Origin of the sequence: Rahnella woolbedingensis (assembly GCF_003602095.1) — a bacterium.
Classification (GTDB): domain Bacteria; phylum Pseudomonadota; class Gammaproteobacteria; order Enterobacterales; family Enterobacteriaceae; genus Rahnella; species Rahnella woolbedingensis.
Genome location: NZ_RAHH01000003.1, coordinates 175941 through 197741 on the forward strand (window position 1 = coordinate 175941; position 21801 = coordinate 197741).

Below are 21801 nucleotides of genomic sequence, written 5' to 3' on the forward strand. Positions count from 1 at the left end.
GCCCTCGGAGACCCGAATCACTGACATCAGTCAGCTCATCGGGCTCTCCTTGCTGGCTGCTTTGCCGCAACTTCATTTACGCGGAGGGTGGTCACTCTGATTTTCTTCCCTTATTCTTAAATATCTCAATAATCTTTAAAAGGAATGTCAGGGTGCGCTCACGTATTGCCACGCTCGACTTTGCCCGTGGTCTTGCCATTTTTGGCATTCTTCTGCTCAATATCAGCGCCTTCGGTTTACCAAAAGCGGCCTACCTGAATCCGGCATTTGCCGGTACACCGTCGACTTCTGATACCTGGACCTGGGCGGTGCTTGACTCGCTGGCACAGGGCAAATTTCTGATGATGTTCGCCATGCTGTTTGGCGGCGGGCTGTATTTACTGCTGCCGCGTGGCAAACACTGGATCCAGGCGCGTCTTTCGATTCTGCTGTTGTGCGGATTTCTGCACGCGACTTTGCTGTGGGACGGCGATATTTTGCTGTCCTACGGGCTGATCGGTCTGGTGTGCTGGCGGATGGTGCGGGAAGGGCGCAGCAGTCAGTCGCTGATTTCCACCGGCATTATTTTGTATCTGATTGGCGTGGCGGTATTGGCGATGCTGGGCTTTATTACCTCGCCAAAACCCGGCAGCTACTGGCTTCCGGGACCGGCTGAAATTCAGTATGAGCAATACTGGCGGCTGAAAGGCGGCTGGGAAGCGATTCAGAACCGGCTCGATTTGCTGTCATCGAGTTTGCTGGCAATCGGCGCGCAATATGGCTGGGAACTGGCGGGTGCGATGCTTATCGGCTCCGGCCTGATGCGCAGCGGCTGGCTGAAAGGGGAGTTTCGCCCCTCGCATTACCGCAAAATTGCAGCGGTACTGTTACCGCTTTCATTGCTGATACAAATTCCGGCGATTTACCTGCAATACCGCACCGGCTGGGACTATCGCTGGAGCGGTTTTTTGTTGCAGGTGCCGCGTGAAATGGGCTCGCTGATGCAGGCCGTCAGCTATCTGGCCCTGTGCTATGGCTTCTGGCCGCAGATCTCCCGCTGGCGCCTGACACGCTGGGTATCACAGATTGGGCGCATGGCGCTGACCAACTATCTGTTACAGACTCTTATCTGCACCGCATTTTTCAACGTATTCGGCTTCTATCAGCATTTCGACCGCCTGCAACTGCTCGCGCTGGTGCCGCTGGTCTGGGCATGTAATTTGCTGGTGACGTTGCTCTGGCTGCGCTATTTCCGCCAGGGACCGGTGGAGTGGTTATGGCGTCTTCTTACGGCTAGAGCAGCCGGTGAAGAACTGAAAACTGCCTGAGCCTGACGTCAATACATCATCCTAAATGATAGATTTGGGATGAAGGTTGCAGAATTGTATGTAAACGTTTTCTTTCCTGTGACGAGATTCACGCAGGTGTTTTCACAAAATGATTAGGATAGCGGTCGTGCAACTCCGACGACCACTACACTAATAAAGGAAACGCCATGAGCACTTCACCTCGCTTCTCTTTGTCTGCATTTTTTACTTCCTGGGTCAAAAATTTCCGAATTCCTCCTTACCATTCTCTGGCAGATCATGGAGCGACGCATGGTCACCATTCGTGATGTCGCCCGGCTGGCGGGCGTTTCTGTCGCCACCGTTTCACGTGTTCTGAACAATCCGGCCATTGCCAGCAAAGAAGCGCGCGAACAGGTTTTACAGGCAGTCGCCACGCTGGGCTACCGGCCCAATGCCAACGCACAGGCGCTGGCCACACAAAGCAGCGACACCATCGGCGTGGTGGTGATGGACGTGTCCGATCCCTTTTTTGGCGCACTGGTTAAAGCGGTGGATACCGTCGCGCAGCAGCACCAGAAATACGTTTTGATAGGGAATAGCTATCATATTGCCGAAAAAGAAAGGCATGCCATTGAGGTTTTGATTCGTCAGCGGTGTAACGCACTGATTGTGCATTCCAAAGCACTGGGCGATGACGAACTTTCCCGCTTTATGGATCAGGTTTCCGGCATGGTGCTGATTAACCGGGTAATTCCGGGCTACGAACACCGCTGTGTCTGGCTTGATAACGTCAGCGGCGCGGAAATGGCGACCCGTTTGCTGCTTTCGCAGGGGCATCAGCGCATTGGTTATATCGGTTCCAGCCACGGGATCGAAGACGATTTGCAGCGCTATCAGGGTTACTCACAAGCAATGACGCAGGCAATGACGCAGTCACATCAGAGTGGTGATGCGCCACCTGCCGCATGGCGGGCACAAAGTTCGCCCGATTTGCAGGGCGGGGAAGCGGCAATGGTAGAACTGCTCGGCCGCAATTTACATCTGAGTGCGGTCTTTGCCTATAACGATTCGATGGCTGCGGGCGCGATGGCGGTGTTGAAAGAAAACGGAATTAACATTCCTGACGATTTTTCTTTGATTGGTTTTGATGATATTCCGATTGCCCGTTATACCAGTCCGAAGATGACGACGGTGCGATATCCGATCGTCTCTATGGCGACGCTGGCGACAGAACTGGCACTAAAAGGTGCGGCAGAACAGTTATCTACGGGCGTTTCGCATTGCTTTATGCCGACGCTGGTCAGACGCCATTCTGTATCACCGTGGCAAAATGTGGCACCCGTCACTTATTGATCAAATAACGCGATGTAACCGTTTTCAATCTGTGAGAACTTTCACAGTTTATTAACATCGCGCACATTATGATTCATTCGTTTTTAACATGATTCAATTTGGGTCCGCCTGGCGGACTTGTTTCACAGCGAGTCAGGACGTTATCAGTCAAGGATGGCAGGCACCCGCAAACATAGCGTGGAACTGTACTGCTCCCGCATGGATTTCCGGTGCCACATTCTGTAACACCCTACATAACCGGAGATACAAATGAATAAGAAGGTCTTCACCCTGGCGACTCTGGCTGCAAGCATGATGTTTGGTTTTGCCGCGCATGCTGCTGATACTAAAATCGGCGTCACTATCTATAAATATGATGACAACTTCATGTCAGAAGTTCGCAAAGCCATTGAGAAAGACGCAAAAGCTTCTCCAGATGTGCAACTGCTGATGAATGACTCGCAAAACAGCCAGTCCACCCAGAACGACCAGGTAGACGTTATGCTGGCGAAGGGTGTTAAAGCGTTGGCCATTAACCTGGTTGATCCGGCTGCGGCTCCGGTAATTATCGAGAAAGCCCGCGGTGCTGGCATTCCTGTTGTTTTCTATAACAAAGAACCTTCCCGTAAAGATTTAGACAGCTACGACAAAGCCTATTATGTCGGTACTGACTCTAAAGAATCCGGGGTTATCCAGGGTGAGCTGATTGCTAAACACTGGAAAGCTAACCCGGCCTGGGATCTGAACAAAGACGGCACCATCCAGTATGTGCTGATCAAAGGCGAACCAGGTCACCCGGATGCTGAAGCGCGTACCAAATACGTGATCAGCACTCTGAATGGCAAAGAAGGCCTGAAAACGGATCAGCTGCAACTCGACACCGCCATGTGGGATACCGCTCAGGCGAAAGATAAAATGGACGCATGGCTGTCCGGCCCTAACGCTAACAAAATCGAAGTGGTTATCGCCAACAACGATGCAATGGCAATGGGCGCTGTAGAAGCTCTGAAATCTCACAATAAATCCAGCATTCCGGTGTTCGGTGTGGATGCGTTGCCAGAAGCGCTGGCACTGGTTAAATCTGGCGCAATGGCCGGTACCGTGCTCAACGATGCAAACAACCAGGCTAAAGCAACATTTGAGCTGGCTAAAAATCTGGCTGAAGGTAAATCCGCAGCTGATGGCACCAACTGGAAAGTTGAAAATAAAGTCGTTCGTATTCCTTACGTCGCAGTAGATAAAGATAATCTGTCTACTTTCACGAAATAAGACTGACGCTTTAGTGTCTAAAGTAAGACCCGAAAGACTGACAGACAGCAATACAAAAACAAAGCTAAGCAGTGGCAATTAATATTGCGGTTAAGCCGTAAAAAACAAAGTAAGTGTTATAAGACGTTAATGCTTGTCTGACAGGATGTCATGCCATAATGCAGCCGGTAAGTTCGCTTGCCGGCTGCATTACTGATATCAGGTATTAATACATCCGTTTATTTTTATCTTTAGCCAGGTACAACTATGGCCGATATTTCGTTATCTGACACAAAAACAGAAAAGCCAGGTGAATTCCTGCTGGAAATGAGCGGCATTAATAAATCATTCCCAGGCGTTAAGGCATTAGATAATGTGAATTTAAAAGTGCGTCCGCATTCCATCCATGCCCTAATGGGTGAAAATGGCGCAGGTAAATCCACATTATTAAAATGTCTGTTCGGAATTTACAGCAAAGACTCCGGTACGATTCTTTTTCAGGGACAGGAAGTTAATTTTAAAAGCTCCAAAGAGGCGCTTGAAAAAGGTGTGTCGATGGTGCATCAGGAATTAAACCTGGTGTTACAGCGTACCGTCATGGACAACATGTGGCTGGGACGTTATCCGACCAAAGGCATTTTTGTCGATCAGGACAAAATGTACAAAGACACCAAAGCGATTTTTGATGAGCTGGATATTGATATCGACCCGCGTGATAAGGTCGGTAAATTATCTGTATCTCAGATGCAGATGATCGAAATCGCCAAAGCGTTTTCCTACAATGCCAAAATCGTCATTATGGACGAACCGACATCTTCCCTGACGGAAAAAGAAGTGAACCATCTGTTCACGATTATCCGTAAGCTGAAAGATCGCGGCTGTGGCATTGTGTATATCTCTCATAAGATGGAAGAAATTTTCCAGCTGTGCGATGAGATCACTATTTTGCGTGACGGACAGTGGATTATCACCCAACCGCTGGAAGGCCTCGACATGGATAAAATTATTTCCATGATGGTCGGCCGTTCACTGAGTCAGCGCTTCCCGGATCGTCAGAACGTGCCGGGTGAAGTGATCCTTGAAGTGCGTAATCTGACTTCACTACGTCAGCCTTCAATTCGTGATATTTCCTTTGATTTACACAAAGGGGAAATTCTCGGGATTGCCGGTCTGGTCGGCGCGAAGCGTACAGATATCGTCGAAACATTATTTGGCATCCGTGAGAAAGTTTCCGGCACCATTAAACTGCACGGCAAAAAAATTAATAATCACAGCGCCAATGAAGCCATTAACCATGGTTTTGCATTGGTGACTGAAGAGCGTCGTTCCACCGGTATTTATGCGTATCTGGATATCGGTTTTAACTCGCTGATTTCGAACATCCGTCAATATAAAAATAAAGCCGGATTGCTCGACACCACCCGTATGAAAAGTGATACCCAATGGGTTATCGATTCCATGCGCGTGAAAACACCGGGGCATAAAACCAGTATTGGCTCTTTGTCTGGCGGGAACCAGCAAAAGGTCATTATCGGGCGCTGGTTATTAACCAATCCTGAAATATTAATGCTGGATGAACCGACGCGCGGGATTGACGTTGGCGCTAAATTTGAAATTTACCAGTTAATCACCGAGTTGGCTAAAAAAGAGAAGGGGATCATTATTATCTCCTCTGAAATGCCTGAGTTGCTGGGTATTACTGACAGAATATTGGTTATGAGTAATGGACAGGTTGCGGGTATTGTTGAAACAAAAACGACTTCGCAGAATGAAATATTACGCCTGGCTTCCTTGCATCTCTAATTTTTAAGGGTTCTTATTATGAAAGCATTAAATAAGAAAAGTGTGCTCACTTATTTAAAAGAGGGCGGAATTTATGTGGTACTGCTGGTCTTACTGGCCATTATTATCATTCAGGATCCCAGCTTCCTCAGCCTGGTTAACTTAGGTAACATCCTTACTCAGTCTTCCGTACGCGTTATCATTGCGCTCGGTGTGGCAGGTCTGATTGTCACACAAGGTACTGACCTGTCAGCCGGTCGTCAGGTCGGTCTGGCAGCAGTCGTCGCGGCAACCATGCTGCAGGCGATGGATAACGTCAACAAGGTCTTCCCGCATCTGGACGTGGTACCGATCCCGCTGGTTATCCTGACCGTGTGTATCGTCGGTGCGCTGATCGGTCTGCTCAACGGGGTGATTATCGCTTACCTGAACGTGACGCCGTTTATCACCACGTTGGGTACCATGATTATCGTCTACGGGCTTAACTCCCTGTATTACGACTATGTGGGCTCCTCGCCGATTGCCGGTTTTGACCCGGGCTTCTCCAAGTTCGCACAGGGCTTCATCCACCTGGGTGGCCTGAAGCTTTCCTACATCACCTTCTATGCGGTGATTGCTATCGCCTTCGTCTGGGTGCTGTGGAACAAAACCCGCTTCGGTAAAAACATCTTCGCTATCGGCGGTAACCCGGAAGCGGCGAAAGTGTCAGGCGTTAACGTACCGTTAAACCTGATCATGATTTATGCGCTGTCAGGGGTGTTTTATGCCTTCGGTGGTTTGTTGGAAGCAGGGCGTATCGGCAGTGCGACCAACAACCTGGGCTTTATGTACGAACTTGATGCCATCGCAGCCTGTGTGGTCGGCGGCGTGTCATTCGCCGGTGGTGTGGGTTCTGTGGCAGGGGTGGTGACCGGTGTTCTGATCTTCACCGTAATCAACTACGGCCTGACCTACATCGGCGTTAACCCTTACTGGCAGTACATCATCAAAGGCAGCATCATCATTTTCGCGGTGGCGCTGGACTCTTTGAAGTACGCCAAGAAGAAATAAACTGCTCCGCAGTAAAACAAAAGGGCGCTTCGGCGCCCTTTTTGCGTAACTATGGCTTTCACAACTTCAATCTATAATTTATCAGGCGCGAATAAGATGAAAATAATGTCTTTTGAAAATGAAGGAGCATTCTGTAAATGAGTATAGAGATGGATATGAAAGTTCTGCGGGCGATACATTTACTCAGTACTTCCGGCAGCGTGACAAAAACTGCGGAAATCTTGCAAGTGACTCCGGGTGCGGTGAGTTATTTGATTAATAAAGCAAGAAAATCAACAGGATCTGCATTGTTTTTCCGCACACGCGACGGCATGAAACCCAATACTCTGGCTCTCGAACTCAGTCAGCGCTATCTGGGAGTGGCGGAACAATTCTCTGAAGGGAATATGCAAAAGTCCTTAAACGAAAGGACGATTGCCCTGAGTACTTACTCATTGTTCGAGTTGTTACTGTCGATCACTTTGCTGAATACGACCAAATTGAACTTCAGCAGGTCGTCTCATGATGATGCAGAACGCCTGATGAAGCTGCGCAATAAAGAGGTCGATATCGATATTGGTTCCCGGCTTGCCGTCGACAGTTCAATTGTTCAGCTAAAACTCTTTTCATCGGATTTAGGCGTGCTGGTCAGTAAAAATCATCCCACTATAAAAGAGACGTTCACCATGGATGACTGGCACCAGAACCGGCACATTATCTGGTCCCGTGGTATGCAATTTATCAGCGACAATATGGAACTGACGCACAGTTTTCGAGCGTTGTTCGACCAGCAGGAAATTGCTTTCGTAGCGAGCAGTTCGCTGAATGTGACTGCGCTGTGCGCGTACAGTGATCTGGTCATTCTTATACCTTTGCTTATCGGGAAAAAAGTTGAACCGCTTTTCCCGGTTAAAGCATTGCCGTTGCCTGCTGAGATGCGGATGAGTTTTGAATGTTATGTACACTATCATCACTCTTTTGCCAAAAATGAAAACTTCCATCAGCTGTTATCTGAGATCCAGAAAGTGACACAGAATCAAAATTAGTCCCGGGGATTAATCGACGTGGTAAAGGTCATTAGTTTGCGATGTGAGCTGTCGTGGCGGGCGTTAATTCTACGTAATCATTAATATTTTTCCATACGATATGGCATTGAGGAGCTAGCTGGTGGCACCAGGATGCCTCCCTGATGCTCCCGGGCGGCACAGTTCCTGCATTTTTATCTTGCGCCCGTTAATTTTCCGGGTTGAATAAATCAAGGCAGACGAAATACATGGCTGAAAGCTATGAAATCCTCTAACTTTTAAGTGAAAGAAAAAATGGCCCCGGCCAGGGGGCATGGTTTGCATTTAAATTTAAATGTATTTTTGAAATTAAATGAATAACCATCTCATTACTTTCAAATATTCCGATGGAGATACTGTTTCTGCGGTACGTCCCGGAGTTCATCTGCCACTCTGTTATTATCTCATTCATAAATTCTGTCTGAAATCGCTTTTTAGAATGAAAGTGATTCAACACTACGTGCGTTGCAGGTTTTTTATCTTTTTGATTGAAATTATGTGTATTCAATTATTTTAAATTAGCATTTGAGTTTTTCTGAAAGTACGCATAACCACATAAAATGAAAGGAGTTTAATATTTTAAATCACTATAAATGGTCTCTGGTTCCTGTGCAGGTATTTATATGCATTGTGAAAATCAATGGGTGGTATTATATTCATAGTATAAGTTTTTTTAAGCATTATGTTATGAGCTTACTTGATAATATTTTGTATGTGCAATCTCCAGGCTAAGCGAAGTTTATACCAATCCTTTCTGGGGTAATGCATGAGAAACAAAATCGAATTTAGGTTTTTAAAGATAATTAATATCCTCGTGATGACGGGAAGTGTCACGAAGACAGCACAGTTACTTAATCTTACACCTGGCGCGATAAGCTATTCACTGAAGATATTAAGAGGCATGACAGGTGAGCATCTTTTTATCAGAACGCGTCATGGAATGAAACCTGACACTACGGCTCTTGAATTAAGCCAGAGGTATGAGATATTCGCTGCAGGTAATGTGAAAAATGATAGTAAGTGGAATATGGAAACAAAAAGTGAGCTCAGGTTCATGACATTTTCATTAGTGGAAATGTTATTAGCTGATTCTGTATTTTGCTTAAAGAACATCGAGCCTCTGTATCGTTTCATTTTTTTGACTTACGCACCCGGTATCCATGATCGTATGAATCATCTTATAAACGGAACGGTTGATATCGATATCGGTGGTAGTTTGCCTCCGGACAGGCAGATCAGCCGGATAAAACTTTTCACCTCAAAGGTTTCATTGTTGGTGGGAGTGAATAACACATCATTACCTGATTTACTGACCGTTGATGATTTGCAAAAAACACGACATGCTATCTGGTCTGTTATGATGGATTATTATTCAGATAATATCTTGAGTTCAGTGAAAAATAATGAATATTTGCAAGGCCGGGATGTGGCTATTATTTCAGGTAGCATAGTTAATATGGTTGCATTTTGTGCGAGCACTCAATGTGTAATGCTGATCCCTGATATATTTGTCCCGATGCTGATAAAAAAATTCCCGGTTAAAAGGCTTTCACTGCCTGATGAACTTGATATTAATTACGACTGTTATATGCATTTCAATACAAGGCTTATCGATGATAATAAAGCAGCTCTCTATCTGAATGACATCGTGGAAGGATTGAAAGTATATAGCCATTCCTTCTAGTTGTTGTTGTGCCATAAGGTAGATTCGTAAGTTCTTTTTTGGTGATAAAATGAATGACATTAGTATAAAAAAACTTCAAGTGGTTAATGCATTGATTGAAAATGGCAGTGCAACGAATGCCGCAAAGATGTTAAATATATCCCCATCATCAATAAGCTACACATTAAAAAAGTTACAGGATCAGTTGGGCGTCCCTCTTTTTCGACGAGAGAAAGAAGGATTGAAACCGAATGTCGAGGCTTATTCACTTCAGGAGCAATACAATGAAGTGATGGGGCTGAATACCACCCGTAAAACCTTTATTATTACAACCTATGCTTTAGTTGAATTTCTGCTGGCTGATTACATTCATGACTTTATCCGCGAGAAAACGCTTCACTTCGTGCCAATGGATGTTTGTGAAAATGAGCGGTTGCGTAAACTGAAACACCGGGAAGTCGATATTGATATTGGCGGCAGGTTACCTGAAGATGTTTCCATCATATCAGAGCGGTACCTTTATTCTGATATGTGCATTCTTGTCAGGGAAAACCATCCTTCGATTAAAAATAAGTTTACGCTGGAAGACTGGCATCAAAATCAGCATCTTCGCTGGCAGCGTGACCGGGGCAGCATCAGCAATATGGTTGATGGCGTTGACGCTTCGGAGCGGTATTTTAATGAGCGTGACATTGCCTGGGAAAGCCCCAATTTACTGACATTGGCTTATTTATGTTCGGGGAGCGATCATATTATGATGGTTCCTGAGGTTTTTACCAAATCACTTATTTCTATGCTTCCACTTAAATCATTTGTACCACCGCCATCCTTCGAAATGAAATTCAAGTGTTATCTCCATTATCATCGTGCGCTTGAAAAGAAAATCAGTTCTCTGGGCCTTTATAATATTTTTAATACTCACTTAGATGACGTTTTAACTTAATTTCTTTGGTTATATATGCCCGGACAATGTTTCATTGGGCATTTTAACAGGAGCAGTGACCATGGCAAACATACTTATTTTTAGTCGAAACTTATTTCTCGCAAATGCACTAAACGCGCTTTGCTGCCAGATAAAAAACTCAGAGAGTTCGAATGTCATTATCTGTCACTCCTATAGAAAGATGATCTCTGAAATTAAAGATGTCGATTATCTGATCTACGATGATGAGGACGGTCTGTGGCTGACTATTAGAAAGTTTTTATTTATACGCGGCGTTAATCCTAACGTACGCTTGCTGTCAATGAAAAATGGTCTTGAATGTGACTTTCATCATTTATACCGAAGCGCAAAGTCGGATGGCAAAAATTTTAAAAAGATGGAAGTTGACGTTATTAAAGAACGACTGATAAGTGTGTTGTGGAGAAATAAGTCGGGTTGTCAGAAAGATGATTTCGTTTCAGATAATGAAATAGAATGGCTAACGGCAAGTGAAAATCGCGTCCTGAAATATATCCTAAAAGGATATAAGAATAATGAAATATCCAATCATTTATCAATAAATGAAAAGTCCGTCAGTTTACACAGGCGTAATATTTATAAAAAAACAAATGTGCGCAATGTTACCAGTCTGTGGAAAGTATTTATTCAAGCTGAATAATAATTATAAAGCACCAGTCCAGGGAATGTTGAGATTAATGTCATATGGCTATAACTTTTGCGGCAGTGAATATTCCCACTGCCGTTTTTAATATATTTATGTTGTCTGGATAAGAGGGGGCGTTGATTTTAATGATGTAACCTTTTCGACAGTTCACATGCTTTTACTTCTTTTTACACTTCTCTGACAGGGGATGATCACTTTCAGTTTATTTCAATTAGCATTTCAAAATTATGCAGATGTTTTCTGAGAAATATTCAGTGATAATGCTTCTGTAATATTGATAAATACAGCCATCCATTGGCGCGTAGGCTCCATTATCCGATTTGGCATCACATTCTCCTGTGTGATGCCTTTTTTTATGGTGTTTTTATGGTGTTTTTATGGTGTTTTTATGACTTTTTAGTATCCCATGTCATTTGAGAATTATTTTTTTGCTAAAAGGCTAATTTATTAAAGTGGATCTCAACGGATGAGTGGGCGCTTTGCAAAGCAGAGACCCTGCCGCATTGGATGTAGAAGAGCGGGGCGACGGTCGATAGAGGTATTTTGTTGCAGGGCGTTATTGTCGGAAAGGATTTTTGCCCACGGGTTTCGCGGGTTCAGGTGCCGGTGCGGCATCCTCGGTTTCAGCCTGAGCGGCTTCATTGGCTTCTTGTTCGGCTTTTAGCTTTGCGGCTTCTTCAGCGGCGGCTTTGTCCGCAGCCGCTTTGTCTGCTGCTGCTTTATCAGCCGCAGCTTTAGCGATAGCCGCTTTTTTCTCGGCTTCCAGCTGTTGTTGCAAAGCCAGTAACTGTTCCGGTGTCACTGCCGGATAGCCCTGAGCATCGTCGGGAATATTATGTACAGCAGGGATCGGGATCAGCGGTCCCAGGAAACGTGGTTCGCGTTTGAGCAGATACAAGTCCGTCAGCGCGCCCAGACGTGCAAAGATTTCGCGGCTGCGCACGCTGAGCATATTTTTCGGCGAAGGTACGGCAAAACATTGCGCCTGAATGCCCATGTGCAGCGCGATAAACAGCGCGCGTTCACAGTGGAAACGCTGGGTGATGATAATGAAATCGTTGGTGTCGAAAACTTTACGGGTACGCACGATGGAGTCGAGCGTGCGGAATCCGGCGTAGTCGAGCACGATATCGCTGGCAGGGATACCGGCGGCAATCAGATCACGTCGCATAGTGCTCGGTTCGTTGTAACTTTGCTGCGCATTATCGCCACTGAGCAGCAGGTATTTTACTTTGCCGCTGTTGTAGGCATTAATCGCGCCCTGAATGCGGTACAGATAATACTGGTTGATCACGCCGGTGCGATAATATTTTGCTGTGCCGAGTACCACGCCGACCTGACGGTGCGGCAGGGTTTGCACTTCGTCATAAATGTAGGGTTGGGTGCGTAAGCTGATCCATTGATCAAGCCCAATAGCGACCGCCAGCATCAGAATAATGATGCCGAAAACGCCAGCTATAAGTCGCTTAATCATAGGTATCCCTGTTATGACCGTATGGAAATCGGATCCAAGGCTACTTTACCTCTGCGGGGTTCGCAATACGTTGAACTCCGCTTCGACCGGCTTCGCGGGTTTTTTCAGCACTTTTCAGGTAATTACTTTCGGATCTGCGTAATGCGCTGCAATTTAGCCGAAAAAAAAGACCAATGCACAAGGCATTGGTCTGGATCATGGTCGGCCCGCTTTTGACAAAAATGCACTCAGAAAGAGGTGCGCTTATAGCTGCGGTACTGCGGTGCCCAGAAATTGTGTTCAATCGCTTTAGACAGCGTATCTTCCGATGTCACCATCGCTACCCCCTGTAACTGTGCGGCTTTACCGACTTCCAGCGCGATGCATTTGGACACGCCCTGAATATCGTCGACATCCGGCAGCAGGGAGCCTTTACCTTCGGTCGCCAGCGGAGAACATTCGGCCAGCGTACGGCTTGCGGCCATCAGCATGCCGTCGGTCACGCGTGTCGCGCCAGAGGCAATCACACCCAGACCGATGCCCGGGAAGATAAAGGAGTTGTTGCACTGGGCAATGGGATAGAGCTGACCTTTGTAGCTCACCGGTGCAAACGGGCTGCCGGTGGCAACCAGCGCTGCGCCGTCGGTCCAGTTCAGGATATCGGCAGGCGTTGCTTCAACGCGTGATGTCGGGTTACTCAGCGGCATCACCACCGGGCGGGCGCAATGCTTATGCATTTCACGAATGATTTCTTCGGTGAACAGGCCAGGCTGGCCGGATACGCCGATCAGCACGGTCGGTTTGGCGTGACGCACCACGTCCAGCAGGGAAATGCTGTCGTTAGTCATACCCCATCCGTTAAGTGAACTGCTTTTCTGCACCAGCCGGCTCTGGAAATCCAGCAGGTTAGGCAGTTTGTCGGTCAAAAGACCGAAGCGATCCACCATAAAGACTTTGGCGCGGGCTTCTTCTTCACTCAGGCCTTCAGATTTCATCTGCGCAACGATCTGCTCAGCGATGCCGCAACCGGCTGAACCGGCACCCAGGAAGGCGACTGTCTGGTCACTCAGCTTGCCACCGGCCGCCTTACTGGCGGCAATCAGGCTGCCCAGCGCCACGGAAGCGGTGCCCTGAATGTCATCGTTAAAGCAACACAGCTCGTCGCGATAACGTTCGAGGATCGGCATGGCGTTCTTCTGCGCGAAATCTTCAAACTGTAACAGCACGTTCGGCCAGCGGATTTTGACTGCCTGAATGAACTGATCCACAAAGGCTTCGTATTCTTCGCCGGTAATGCGCGGATGACGCCAGCCCATGTACAGCGGGTCATTGAGCAGTTGCGGATTGTTGGTGCCCGCATCCAGTACCACCGGCAGGGTGTACGCCGGGCTGATGCCGCCACAGGCGGTATACAACGACAGTTTACCGATAGGGATGCCCATGCCGCCGATGCCCTGATCGCCCAGACCGAGAATGCGTTCGCCGTCAGTCACAACCACGACTTTGACGTGTTGCTTGGTGGCGTTTTGCAGCATGTCATCAATGTGGGCACGGTTCGGGTAGGAAATAAACAGGCCACGGGCGCGGCGGTAGATATCGGAAAAGTGTTCGCAGGCTTCGCCGACGGTCGGGGTATAAATCACCGGCATCATTTCGCTGAGATGACCGTCCAGCAGGCGGTAGAACAGCGTTTCGTTGGTGTCCTGAATGTTTCTCAGATAGATGTGTTTATCGATATCGGTTTTGAAATTCTGAAACTGGCGGTATGCACGGTCGGCCTGTTCCTCGATGGTTTCAACCGCTTCGGGGAGCAATCCGTGGAGGTTGAAATTACTGCGTTCTTCTTCGGTGAACGCACTGCCTTTATTGAGCAGCGGGAATTCTAACAGGATCGGGCCAGCATGAGGGATGTACAGGGGACGTTTACTTTCGTATTCAAGTTCCATCGTTTTACTCTTCCGGGTTCAGAATGTTGTTTTTTATATTTCGGAGCGGTGAGGGTAACAGAGAGGAAATAAGGATTTCAAATGACAAATGTAATCACAATGTTATGTAACTAAAGACTCCGGAAACGGAGTCTTTAGTGTTAACCGGCTCACACTATCAGCAGGTCAGCGTGGTGACATCCTGGCATCCAAGCGCATTTAACGTGGCGCGAGTGGCATCGTTTTGGGTGATCAGTGCCTCTTTTTGCTCGACCAGCACTGCACGATGAACTTTCAGACAATCTTCCCCTGACATATTCAGCAGGATTAATGCTGCCTGTAACGGAGGAAGACTCGGGTTAAATGCCGCGTTTTCTGCGTACCGGCCAGCAAAGTGTTTACCGTTGGATGTTTCCAGCGCCACGCCGCTGTGGGATTTGCTGTAAGGCGCATGGCTCTGATTGCAGGCATCCAGCCCGAGCAATGCCAGCGCATCCGTGGTGTCGGTTTTGAAACCGTGATCCACTTTATCCATCAGCAGGGTGGTGATATCCAGATCCTTCGGCCCGAATGAATGCGGCAGATAATCACCCAGCGTGGCGACGTCTCTGTCCGGCAGATGGATATCCAGCGCTGTGCCGCTGGTCAGTTCATTCATAAACTGACGGCAATGACCACAAGGGGTGTAATTCACAGTGATAGACGCCAGACGGGTTTCGCCGCGCAGCCAGGCGTGGGTCACAGCGGATTGTTCGGCGTGAACCGTTTGTTGCATCGGTGCACCGGCGAATTCCATGTTGGCACCGAAATACAGATTGCCGGAAATACCGCGGGCAATAGCACCGACGTGGAAATGAGAAATTGGCGTAACGGAACAGGCGGCGGCTAGCGGCAGCAGAGCAAAGGCCAGCGCATCGTCATTTAATCCTGTCGCTTGTTTTATCTCTGCAACATCCGCCGCCGAGAACATTGCCGGAAAGTCGTCATGTCGCAGAAATGGCTCAAGTGCGGAGGATAAATTTTCAGGGAGTGCCGCAAAGGCGGTATGAAAACGTGCGTGCATAAACATTCGATCTCGACAGTGATTACGGTTAAACAGTGTAGAAGTCATCACATGAATGTAGTGTGACGAATATCACTTTTTTGATGTAATAAGTTTAGGCTTATTACATTTTTGAGAGATGTTACGCAGAACAGTCGCCTTTTTAGTCCGTTCCCCAGAATCTTTCGGGTTGAATCCAGGCGGCAACTGAGTGAACCCCCGGTCACATACATCAGTATGTGACCGGGGTGAGTGACCAATCTGCCGGGAGCAGATTGGAACGCTGCTTGCAGCGGCTCCTTTAGGAGCGAGGCCCATGGATGGGCCGAGTAACGCGGCCAACGCAGAGTCAGCTCGAAGGAAAAAGGGGAATCAGTGTGCCGGGAACCACTTGTCATTTATCTTCTGGAACTCGCCGTTGGCTTTGATGCCTTCAAGTGCCGTGTTCAGCCTGGTCAGGAGTGCCTTATTATCAGGACGCACCGCCATGCCTACGCCGGAACCAAAGTATTGCGGATCTTTAATCAGTTCGCCCACTTCACCGAGATTAGGATTGGATTTCAGCCAGCCGTTCAGCACCGCGGTATCCCCAAGCAGCCCGTCCAGACGACCACTTTTCAGGTCCAATATCGCATTCTGATAGCTGTCGTAACCGACGGTGGTGATTTCCGGATGCTTTTCCATCAGGTATTTCTGATGAGTGGTGCCGTTTTCCAGCCCGACACGTTTACCTTTCAGGTCAGCGATGGAAGCGAACTTGCCTTTCGGCCCGATGATCATCGCGGTATTGGCGTAGTAAGGCTGGGTAAAAGTGACCTGCTTGCTGCGCTCTTCGGTGATGTCCATGCCGGAAATAATCACATCAAAACGACGGAATTTCAGGGCCGGGATCAGACCGTCAAAAGGCTGATTAGTAAAGGTGCAGGTTTCCTGCATTTGCTTGCACAGCGCGTTCGCCAGGTCGATATCAAAACCAATAATCTGGTTATCCGCGCCGATCGATTCAAACGGTGGATAAGTGGCGGATGTGCCGAAACGGAGAGTATCCGCAGCGGTGGCAGCGAAAGCAGTGGCAGATAAGAGTGCGGCGAGGATCAGCTTTTTCATGCAATACATTCCTGTTTAAAAAATGACATTCCCTTCACGGTACAGTTTACTGATTTTATTCATGTAATCGGGTAACTGGCAGGAAGTGAGACCTGCAATTAAATTGCCATCAAATGAATTTGTATGCAATAAATTTGATTAAAAATTTATTAATTGGCATGATCGTGTTTTCTCAGGCATAAAAAAAGGGACGATTTCTCGTCCCTTCTGATATTTTCTTTTCAGTCAGTTGCGGCGTTCAAATGCCAGCGCACGGCGTTCAATCAGACGCATCATCAGGGTCAGTAATCCGTTCACACACAGATACACCAGACCGGCTGCGCCGAAGACCATCACGTCATACGTGCGGCCATACATCAGCTGGCTGTGGCCCATGACATCCATCAGTGTGATGGTGTAAGCCAGAGAGGTACTTTTAAACACCAGCACCACTTCGTTGGAATACGACGACAGCGCACGTTTAAAGGCATAGGGCAGCAGGATGCGCAGGGTCTGCGGTTTAGACATGCCCAGCGCTTCACAGGATTGCCACTGACCGGAAGGAATCGCGCGCACCGCACCGGTAAACAGCTGCGTGGTATACGCCGCGCTGTTCAGTGCCAGCGCAAACATCGCGCACAGCCACGGCTGCGACAGCACTTCCCATAACCACGGAATTTCACGAATCGACGGAAACTGACCCGGGCCGTAGTAAATCAGGAAGATTTGCACCAGCAACGGCGTGCCGGTAAACAGCGTGATGTAACCTTTCACAATATGGCTGGCGACCGGCACTTTCAGCGTCAGAATGACGGTGAAAATCATCGCCAGCAGCAGCGCCACAATCAGCGCCGCCACGGTCAGCGTCAGGCTGGTGTGCAATCCCTTGAGAACTTCAGGTAAATATTCCCACATCAGGAAGCACTCCGTTCAAAGCGGGTGGTACGCAGTTCGATGCGTTTAATCACGAACTGGCTGAACAGGGTGACAAGCAGATAAATGCAGGCGGCAATCACATACCAGGTAAACGGCTCCTGAGTACGGGTCGCAATGCTTTTGGTTTGCAGCATCAGGTCGTTCACGCTGATAAGCGACACCAGCGCGGTGTCTTTGAGCAGCACCAGCCACTGATTGCTCAGCCCCGGCAATGCATGACGCCACATTTGCGGCATGATCAGGCGAAAGAAAATCGCCGATTTTTTCATGCCCAACACCTGACCAGATTCCCACTGCCCTTGCGGCACGGCTTTGAGTGCGCCGCGCAGCGTCTGCGAGGCGTAAGCCGAATACAGCAGGGAAAGGGCGATCACGCCACAGACAAACGGGCTGACTTCGAAGTTCTCAATCGGCAGTTTTATCGGAATGGCAAACAAACCAAGGTTGAGACTAAAACCGTCGGCCAGCACCATCAGCAGCTGAGAAGAACCGAAATAGATGAACAGCACCACCAGAATTTCCGGCAGACCGCGCAGCACAGTGACCCACGCGGTGCCCAGCCAGCTAAGCGGCTTCCACGGCGCGGATTCCCAGACAGCGAAGATCATCGCCAGCACCAGGCCGAGGATCAGCGCACAAACGGCAAGGCCGACGGTCATCCCGGCGGCGCTTGCTAAAGGTTGGAATTCAGTCATTGATAGGCAAACTTATTGCTGGAACCATTTTGAATACAGCGTTTTGTAGGTGCCGTCTGCTTTCACTTTTGCCAGAGCATCATTCAGTTTAGTCAGCAATTCAGTATTGTTCTGACGAACTGCAACACCCAGACCGGTACCGAAGTATGTCGGGTCGGTGATTTTGTCACCCACGGCTGCCAGGTTTTTGTTCTGCTTCAGCCATTCGTTCACTACAGCGGTGTCACCGAATACGGCGTCAAGACGACCATTTTTCAGATCCAGCACGGCATTCTGATAGCTGTCGTAAGGTACGGCAGTGATTTCAGGATGCTTATCCATCAGGTATTTCTGATGAGTGGTACCGTTTTGCATACCGACACGTTTGCCTTTCAGCGCCGCAACGTCAGCGAACTGACCAGAATGCGCGATGAAGAGAGCGGAGTTGTCGTAGTAAGCGTTAGTGAAGGACACTTGTTTTTCACGTTCAGGCGTGATGTCCATACCGGAAATGACCGCGTCAAAACGACGGAATTTCAGGCTCGGGATCAGGCTGTCGAATGCCTGGTTCGTGAAGGTACAGGTCGCCTGCATCTCTTTACACATGGCATTAGCCAGGTCGACGTCAAAGCCCTGGATCTGATTGCTGGAGTCTACAAACTCAAACGGAGGATAAGACGCTTCCATCGCAAAACGGATGGTATCAGCAGCGCTGGCTGACAAACTGACGGTAGCCAGAACCGCGGCAATTACTAATTTTTTCATCGCTAACTCCGTAGAAAACATCAATCAATGTATTGGGAAAATACAGTTAATGGGAAAGATAGCTGGCAAACTCTTTGGTTTGCGGCTGGGCAAAAATAGAGGCATCACCTTGTTCAACGATGCGGCCATTTTCCATGTACACCACGCGGCTGGCGGTTTTACGCGCCACTTCAACCTCATGGGTCACGATAACCTGGGTAATCCCGGTGCCGGCCAGTTCGCGGATAATGCTGACGATCTGCGCGGTAATTTCCGGATCCAACGCCGCCGTCGGTTCATCAAACAGCAGAACCTGAGGCTCCATCATCAGCGCACGGGCAATCGCCACACGCTGTTGCTGGCCACCGGAAAGGTGCAGCGGAAAACGATCGGCATAATCGGTCAGACGCAGACGGGTCAGCAATTTCTGGGCACGTTGCATCGCGACATCTTTAGTCAGACCCAGAACACGTATCGGGGCTTCCAGTAAGTTGTCGAGCACGGTGCGGTGTGGCCACAGATTATATTGCTGGAAGACCATTCCGACATTCTGACGCAGTTCGCGAACGGCTTTTTCGTCCGGTTTGCGGGTGAAATCGAAGGTGTTACCGGCGATTTGCAAAGTGCCTGAACGCGGCATTTCCAGCAGGTTCAGAACGCGTAAAAGGGAGCTTTTACCTGCACCACTTGGCCCGAGTAAAACCAGAGTCTCACCGGCGGGGCAGTTAAGCTGAATGTCAAAAAGCGCCTGATGCACGCCGTAGAAGCAGTTGATGCTGTTTAGTTGAATACTCATGCGCAAATAGTGAATAGCCATTGATGCCGCAGATGGTAACTTCCACAGCATAGTTATGCAACGATCGCGGCTTAAAAATTATGTGTTGCCGCAGGAAGGCTAAAGTCTAGCACAACATATTGTTAACTATCTGTGACGGGAGTGTTGGTCAATGACGTTATTCATCACTGACCAACATTTTTTACGAGGTTTTTTTAAAACTGAGCAGGTTACTGGTTTTCTAAAACCTGGCGTAATGTGCCGCTGGAAGCGAAATCGAGATTGGCCATGTAGCGGACGTCATCGACGGTCCAGCATTTGCCTTCGCGAACCATCAACACTTCATCTTTCCAGCTGGTGGACGCGCTTTTGTCTTTCTCATGGGTGAACGTCACGCGCAGAGGAATATTGCGGGCGTCAGTGTTCGGAATGGTCGAGGCGCTGTCCACGGAAGCGGACGTTGGGGCATCAAACTGACTGGAGAAAAGATCGCCATCGCCTGCGCCAGTACCGGATTTTTCATTCGGTGTGGCCGCGATATCGACTTTCGGCTGGGTCTGCGCTTTGAGCAGGGCATTATACAGCGCGGTACTCAGGTAAGGGCGGTAAGCTGCCAGCTGGCTGGAGTTCGGTAAACCACTGCCACCTTGTTTGATGCGAAAATCATAGAATTGCTGAGCCACGCTGTCCGGGCCGCCGTCGACACAGGGCGCGGTACGGCTGCCAATGTCCTTGTATGCAGGTTCGACCGTGGTGCAGGCATTTAACATGAATACCAACGGGATTGCGGCGACAAGAGTTTTCTTTTTCATCGTATTCCTTACTGAAAGATTGAACATTTTCACCATGACTTTCTTTACCATACAGTATAAAACCGATTTGGCTTAATGCATGGCAAAGAGAAAATCAGTCACCGGCTGATACCTTGATCCCGCACGCATGGTTTATGCTGTAAATGAAATTAATGCCAGGCTCCGGACGACAACTGATAAGGAATACTCATGCAAGTTTCAACCACTCCGACCCTCGAAGGTTTCACTATCGCTGAATACTGTGGCGTGGTGACAGGCGAAGCGATTTTAGGCGCGAACATTTTTCGCGATTTCTTTGCCGGTGTCCGCGATATCGTTGGCGGGCGTTCAGGCGCGTATGAAAAAGAGCTGCGTAAAGCGCGCGAAATTGCCTTCCGTGAACTGGAAGAACAGGCGAAAGAGCGCGGCGCGAATGCCGTTGTAGGCATCGATATCGATTATGAAACTGTGGGCAAAGACAGCAGCATGCTGATGGTGAGCGTCTCCGGCACGGCTGTCATTGTGCATCGCAAATGATCGGCAAGCCGGTCAGACAAGGATTGTTAACCGCCGCATTATTACTGCTGGCGGGATGTCAGGGCGCCAGCCATCCGGCCACAGACCCGGCTTTCCGCTTAGAAACTACGCGACAGGCCCAGGGGGCGGATCAGCGGATCCGTTTTCTGGTCATTCACTACACCGCTGAAGATTTCCACAACGCATTAAATACGCTAACTGATGAACACGTCAGCGCGCATTACCTGATCCCGGCGATACCGCCACTTGAAAACGGTAAACCGGTGGCGTGGCAACTGGTACCGGAAAGCATGCGGGCGTGGCATGCGGGCGCCAGCGGCTGGCGCGGCCGCAACAATCTCAACGATACGTCGGTAGGGATTGAGCTGGAAAACAAAGGCTACAGCCATTATTTACTGGGCAAAAAGTTCTATCCGTTCCCGCCTGCGCAAATTGATTTACTGGCAAATCTGAGCAAAGAGATTGTGGAGCGTTATCAGATTGAGCCACGTAATGTCGTGGGGCACAGCGATATTGCGCCGCAGCGCAAGGACGATCCGGGGCCGTTATTTCCGTGGCAGGAAATGGCGGAGCGCGGCGTGGGTGCCTGGCCGGATGCGAATTTAGTGAAACAGTATCTGGCAGGTCGCAATCCGCAGGAGCCGGTTGAGCAGGCGCAGCTATTGGCGTTGCTGAAAGCGTACGGATATTCAGTGGACGATAATATGACGGCGCAACAACAAAAGCGGGTGATTGCGGCGTTCCAGATGCATTTCCGGCAGAGTGATTATCGCGGGAACGCAGATGCCCAGACTGAAGCGATTGTCCGGGCGCTGTTGCAACAGTTCCCCGACAAAAACGACTGA

20 protein-coding genes are annotated in these 21801 nt (G+C 48.7%); 11 read left to right on the forward strand and 9 right to left on the reverse strand.

What is annotated here, in order from left to right; translation table 11 throughout:
• Window positions 1-152 precede the first annotated feature (152 nt).
• The 9 genes from yeiB to D6C13_RS03280 all read left to right on the forward strand — a co-directional run bounded on the left by yeiB (window position 153) and on the right by D6C13_RS03280 (window position 10987).
• On the forward strand, window positions 153-1307 hold the full coding sequence (gene yeiB / locus D6C13_RS03240) for a DUF418 domain-containing protein YeiB (protein WP_120131402.1): 1155 nt from the start codon (window positions 153-155) through the stop codon (window positions 1305-1307).
• A 270-nt stretch (window positions 1308-1577) separates the two neighbouring features.
• On the forward strand, window positions 1578-2621 hold the full coding sequence (galS, locus tag D6C13_RS03245) for an HTH-type transcriptional regulator GalS (RefSeq protein WP_120131403.1): 1044 nt from the start codon (window positions 1578-1580) through the stop codon (window positions 2619-2621).
• Window positions 2622-2870: 249 nt separating this feature from the next.
• Window positions 2871-3869 (forward strand): galactose/glucose ABC transporter substrate-binding protein MglB, encoded by a 999-nt coding sequence (gene mglB, locus D6C13_RS03250; protein WP_120131404.1) that lies wholly within the window; start codon window positions 2871-2873, stop codon window positions 3867-3869.
• A 246-nt stretch (window positions 3870-4115) separates the two neighbouring features.
• Window positions 4116-5651, forward strand: a complete 1536-nt coding sequence (gene mglA, locus D6C13_RS03255) for a galactose/methyl galactoside ABC transporter ATP-binding protein MglA (RefSeq protein WP_120131405.1) — start codon at window positions 4116-4118, stop codon at window positions 5649-5651.
• Window positions 5652-5669: 18 nt separating this feature from the next.
• On the forward strand, window positions 5670-6680 hold the full coding sequence (mglC, locus tag D6C13_RS03260) for a galactose/methyl galactoside ABC transporter permease MglC (protein WP_120131406.1): 1011 nt from the start codon (window positions 5670-5672) through the stop codon (window positions 6678-6680).
• Window positions 6681-6817: 137 nt separating this feature from the next.
• Window positions 6818-7705, forward strand: a complete 888-nt coding sequence (locus D6C13_RS03265; RefSeq protein ID WP_120131407.1) for a LysR family transcriptional regulator — start codon at window positions 6818-6820, stop codon at window positions 7703-7705.
• 784 nt (window positions 7706-8489) lie between these two features.
• On the forward strand, window positions 8490-9407 hold the full coding sequence (locus D6C13_RS03270) for a LysR family transcriptional regulator (protein WP_120131408.1): 918 nt from the start codon (window positions 8490-8492) through the stop codon (window positions 9405-9407).
• A gap of 49 nt (window positions 9408-9456) precedes the next feature.
• The gene (locus tag D6C13_RS03275; RefSeq protein ID WP_120131409.1) at window positions 9457-10329 is read left to right on the forward strand and encodes a LysR family transcriptional regulator; all 873 of its coding nucleotides are present in this window, start codon (window positions 9457-9459) and stop codon (window positions 10327-10329) included.
• A 61-nt stretch (window positions 10330-10390) separates the two neighbouring features.
• Window positions 10391-10987 (forward strand): helix-turn-helix transcriptional regulator, encoded by a 597-nt coding sequence (locus tag D6C13_RS03280; protein ID WP_120131410.1) that lies wholly within the window; start codon window positions 10391-10393, stop codon window positions 10985-10987.
• A gap of 562 nt (window positions 10988-11549) precedes the next feature.
• Here D6C13_RS03280 and sanA read toward each other — a convergent pair.
• From sanA to D6C13_RS03330, 9 genes are all read right to left on the reverse strand, one after another.
• A complete protein-coding gene (gene sanA, locus D6C13_RS03285) occupies window positions 11550-12467 on the reverse strand; it encodes an outer membrane permeability protein SanA (protein WP_120131411.1) in 918 nt (305 codons plus the stop codon).
• A gap of 227 nt (window positions 12468-12694) precedes the next feature.
• On the reverse strand, window positions 12695-14392 hold the full coding sequence (locus D6C13_RS03290) for an NAD-dependent malic enzyme (RefSeq protein ID WP_120131412.1): 1698 nt from the start codon (window positions 14390-14392) through the stop codon (window positions 12695-12697).
• Window positions 14393-14549: 157 nt separating this feature from the next.
• Window positions 14550-15434 carry a cytidine deaminase gene (gene cdd / locus D6C13_RS03295; RefSeq protein WP_120131413.1) on the reverse strand — a complete coding sequence of 295 codons (885 nt, stop codon included), beginning with the start codon at window positions 15432-15434 and terminating at the stop codon, window positions 14550-14552.
• Window positions 15435-15785: 351 nt separating this feature from the next.
• Window positions 15786-16520 (reverse strand): arginine ABC transporter substrate-binding protein, encoded by a 735-nt coding sequence (locus D6C13_RS03305; protein ID WP_120131415.1) that lies wholly within the window; start codon window positions 16518-16520, stop codon window positions 15786-15788.
• Between the two features lie 225 nt (window positions 16521-16745).
• Entirely contained in the window at window positions 16746-17414 is a 669-nt protein-coding gene (gene artM / locus D6C13_RS03310) for an arginine ABC transporter permease ArtM (protein WP_101075962.1), read from the reverse strand.
• The gene (gene artQ, locus D6C13_RS03315) at window positions 17414-18130 is read right to left on the reverse strand and encodes an arginine ABC transporter permease ArtQ (RefSeq protein WP_120131416.1); all 717 of its coding nucleotides are present in this window, start codon (window positions 18128-18130) and stop codon (window positions 17414-17416) included. Before artQ ends, artM begins: the two co-directional genes overlap by 1 nt.
• A 12-nt stretch (window positions 18131-18142) precedes the next feature.
• Window positions 18143-18874, reverse strand: coding sequence for an arginine ABC transporter substrate-binding protein (gene artJ / locus D6C13_RS03320; protein ID WP_120131417.1), 732 nt, complete (start codon window positions 18872-18874; stop codon window positions 18143-18145).
• A 46-nt stretch (window positions 18875-18920) separates the two neighbouring features.
• The gene (artP, locus tag D6C13_RS03325; RefSeq protein WP_120131464.1) at window positions 18921-19649 is read right to left on the reverse strand and encodes an arginine ABC transporter ATP-binding protein ArtP; all 729 of its coding nucleotides are present in this window, start codon (window positions 19647-19649) and stop codon (window positions 18921-18923) included.
• 209 nt (window positions 19650-19858) lie between these two features.
• Entirely contained in the window at window positions 19859-20440 is a 582-nt protein-coding gene (locus tag D6C13_RS03330; protein ID WP_120131418.1) for a lipoprotein, read from the reverse strand.
• 189 nt (window positions 20441-20629) lie between these two features.
• On the opposite strand from D6C13_RS03330, the gene D6C13_RS03335 reads away from it, so the two are divergent.
• Window positions 20630-20956: a heavy metal-binding domain-containing protein gene (locus D6C13_RS03335; protein ID WP_112287284.1), complete on the forward strand. Its 327-nt coding sequence runs from the start codon at window positions 20630-20632 to the stop codon at window positions 20954-20956.
• Complete coding sequence (locus tag D6C13_RS03340; RefSeq protein ID WP_120131419.1) at window positions 20953-21801, forward strand: N-acetylmuramoyl-L-alanine amidase; 849 nt, start codon at window positions 20953-20955, stop codon at window positions 21799-21801. The genes D6C13_RS03335 and D6C13_RS03340 overlap by 4 nt, the downstream gene beginning before the upstream one ends.

What these genes read in the sequence shown, in the direction of transcription:
- galS (WP_120131403.1), top strand. Translation starts at nt 1,578, where the DNA reads ATGGTCACCATTCGTGATGTCGCCCGGCTGGCGGGCGTTTCTGTCGCC.
- mglB (WP_120131404.1), top strand. Translation starts at nt 2,871, where the DNA reads ATGAATAAGAAGGTCTTCACCCTGGCGACTCTGGCTGCAAGCATGATG.
- mglA (WP_120131405.1), top strand. Translation starts at nt 4,116, where the DNA reads ATGGCCGATATTTCGTTATCTGACACAAAAACAGAAAAGCCAGGTGAA.
- mglC (WP_120131406.1), top strand. Translation starts at nt 5,670, where the DNA reads ATGAAAGCATTAAATAAGAAAAGTGTGCTCACTTATTTAAAAGAGGGC.
- D6C13_RS03265 (WP_120131407.1), top strand. Translation starts at nt 6,818, where the DNA reads ATGAGTATAGAGATGGATATGAAAGTTCTGCGGGCGATACATTTACTC.
- D6C13_RS03270 (WP_120131408.1), top strand. Translation starts at nt 8,490, where the DNA reads ATGAGAAACAAAATCGAATTTAGGTTTTTAAAGATAATTAATATCCTC.
- D6C13_RS03275 (WP_120131409.1), top strand. Translation starts at nt 9,457, where the DNA reads ATGAATGACATTAGTATAAAAAAACTTCAAGTGGTTAATGCATTGATT.
- D6C13_RS03280 (WP_120131410.1), top strand. Translation starts at nt 10,391, where the DNA reads ATGGCAAACATACTTATTTTTAGTCGAAACTTATTTCTCGCAAATGCA.
- sanA (WP_120131411.1), bottom strand. Translation starts at nt 12,467, where the DNA reads ATGATTAAGCGACTTATAGCTGGCGTTTTCGGCATCATTATTCTGATG.
- D6C13_RS03290 (WP_120131412.1), bottom strand. Translation starts at nt 14,392, where the DNA reads ATGGAACTTGAATACGAAAGTAAACGTCCCCTGTACATCCCTCATGCT.
- cdd (WP_120131413.1), bottom strand. Translation starts at nt 15,434, where the DNA reads ATGCACGCACGTTTTCATACCGCCTTTGCGGCACTCCCTGAAAATTTA.
- D6C13_RS03305 (WP_120131415.1), bottom strand. Translation starts at nt 16,520, where the DNA reads ATGAAAAAGCTGATCCTCGCCGCACTCTTATCTGCCACTGCTTTCGCT.
- artM (WP_101075962.1), bottom strand. Translation starts at nt 17,414, where the DNA reads ATGTGGGAATATTTACCTGAAGTTCTCAAGGGATTGCACACCAGCCTG.
- artQ (WP_120131416.1), bottom strand. Translation starts at nt 18,130, where the DNA reads ATGACTGAATTCCAACCTTTAGCAAGCGCCGCCGGGATGACCGTCGGC.
- artJ (WP_120131417.1), bottom strand. Translation starts at nt 18,874, where the DNA reads ATGAAAAAATTAGTAATTGCCGCGGTTCTGGCTACCGTCAGTTTGTCA.
- artP (WP_120131464.1), bottom strand. Translation starts at nt 19,649, where the DNA reads ATGAGTATTCAACTAAACAGCATCAACTGCTTCTACGGCGTGCATCAG.
- D6C13_RS03330 (WP_120131418.1), bottom strand. Translation starts at nt 20,440, where the DNA reads ATGAAAAAGAAAACTCTTGTCGCCGCAATCCCGTTGGTATTCATGTTA.
- D6C13_RS03335 (WP_112287284.1), top strand. Translation starts at nt 20,630, where the DNA reads ATGCAAGTTTCAACCACTCCGACCCTCGAAGGTTTCACTATCGCTGAA.
- D6C13_RS03340 (WP_120131419.1), top strand. Translation starts at nt 20,953, where the DNA reads ATGATCGGCAAGCCGGTCAGACAAGGATTGTTAACCGCCGCATTATTA.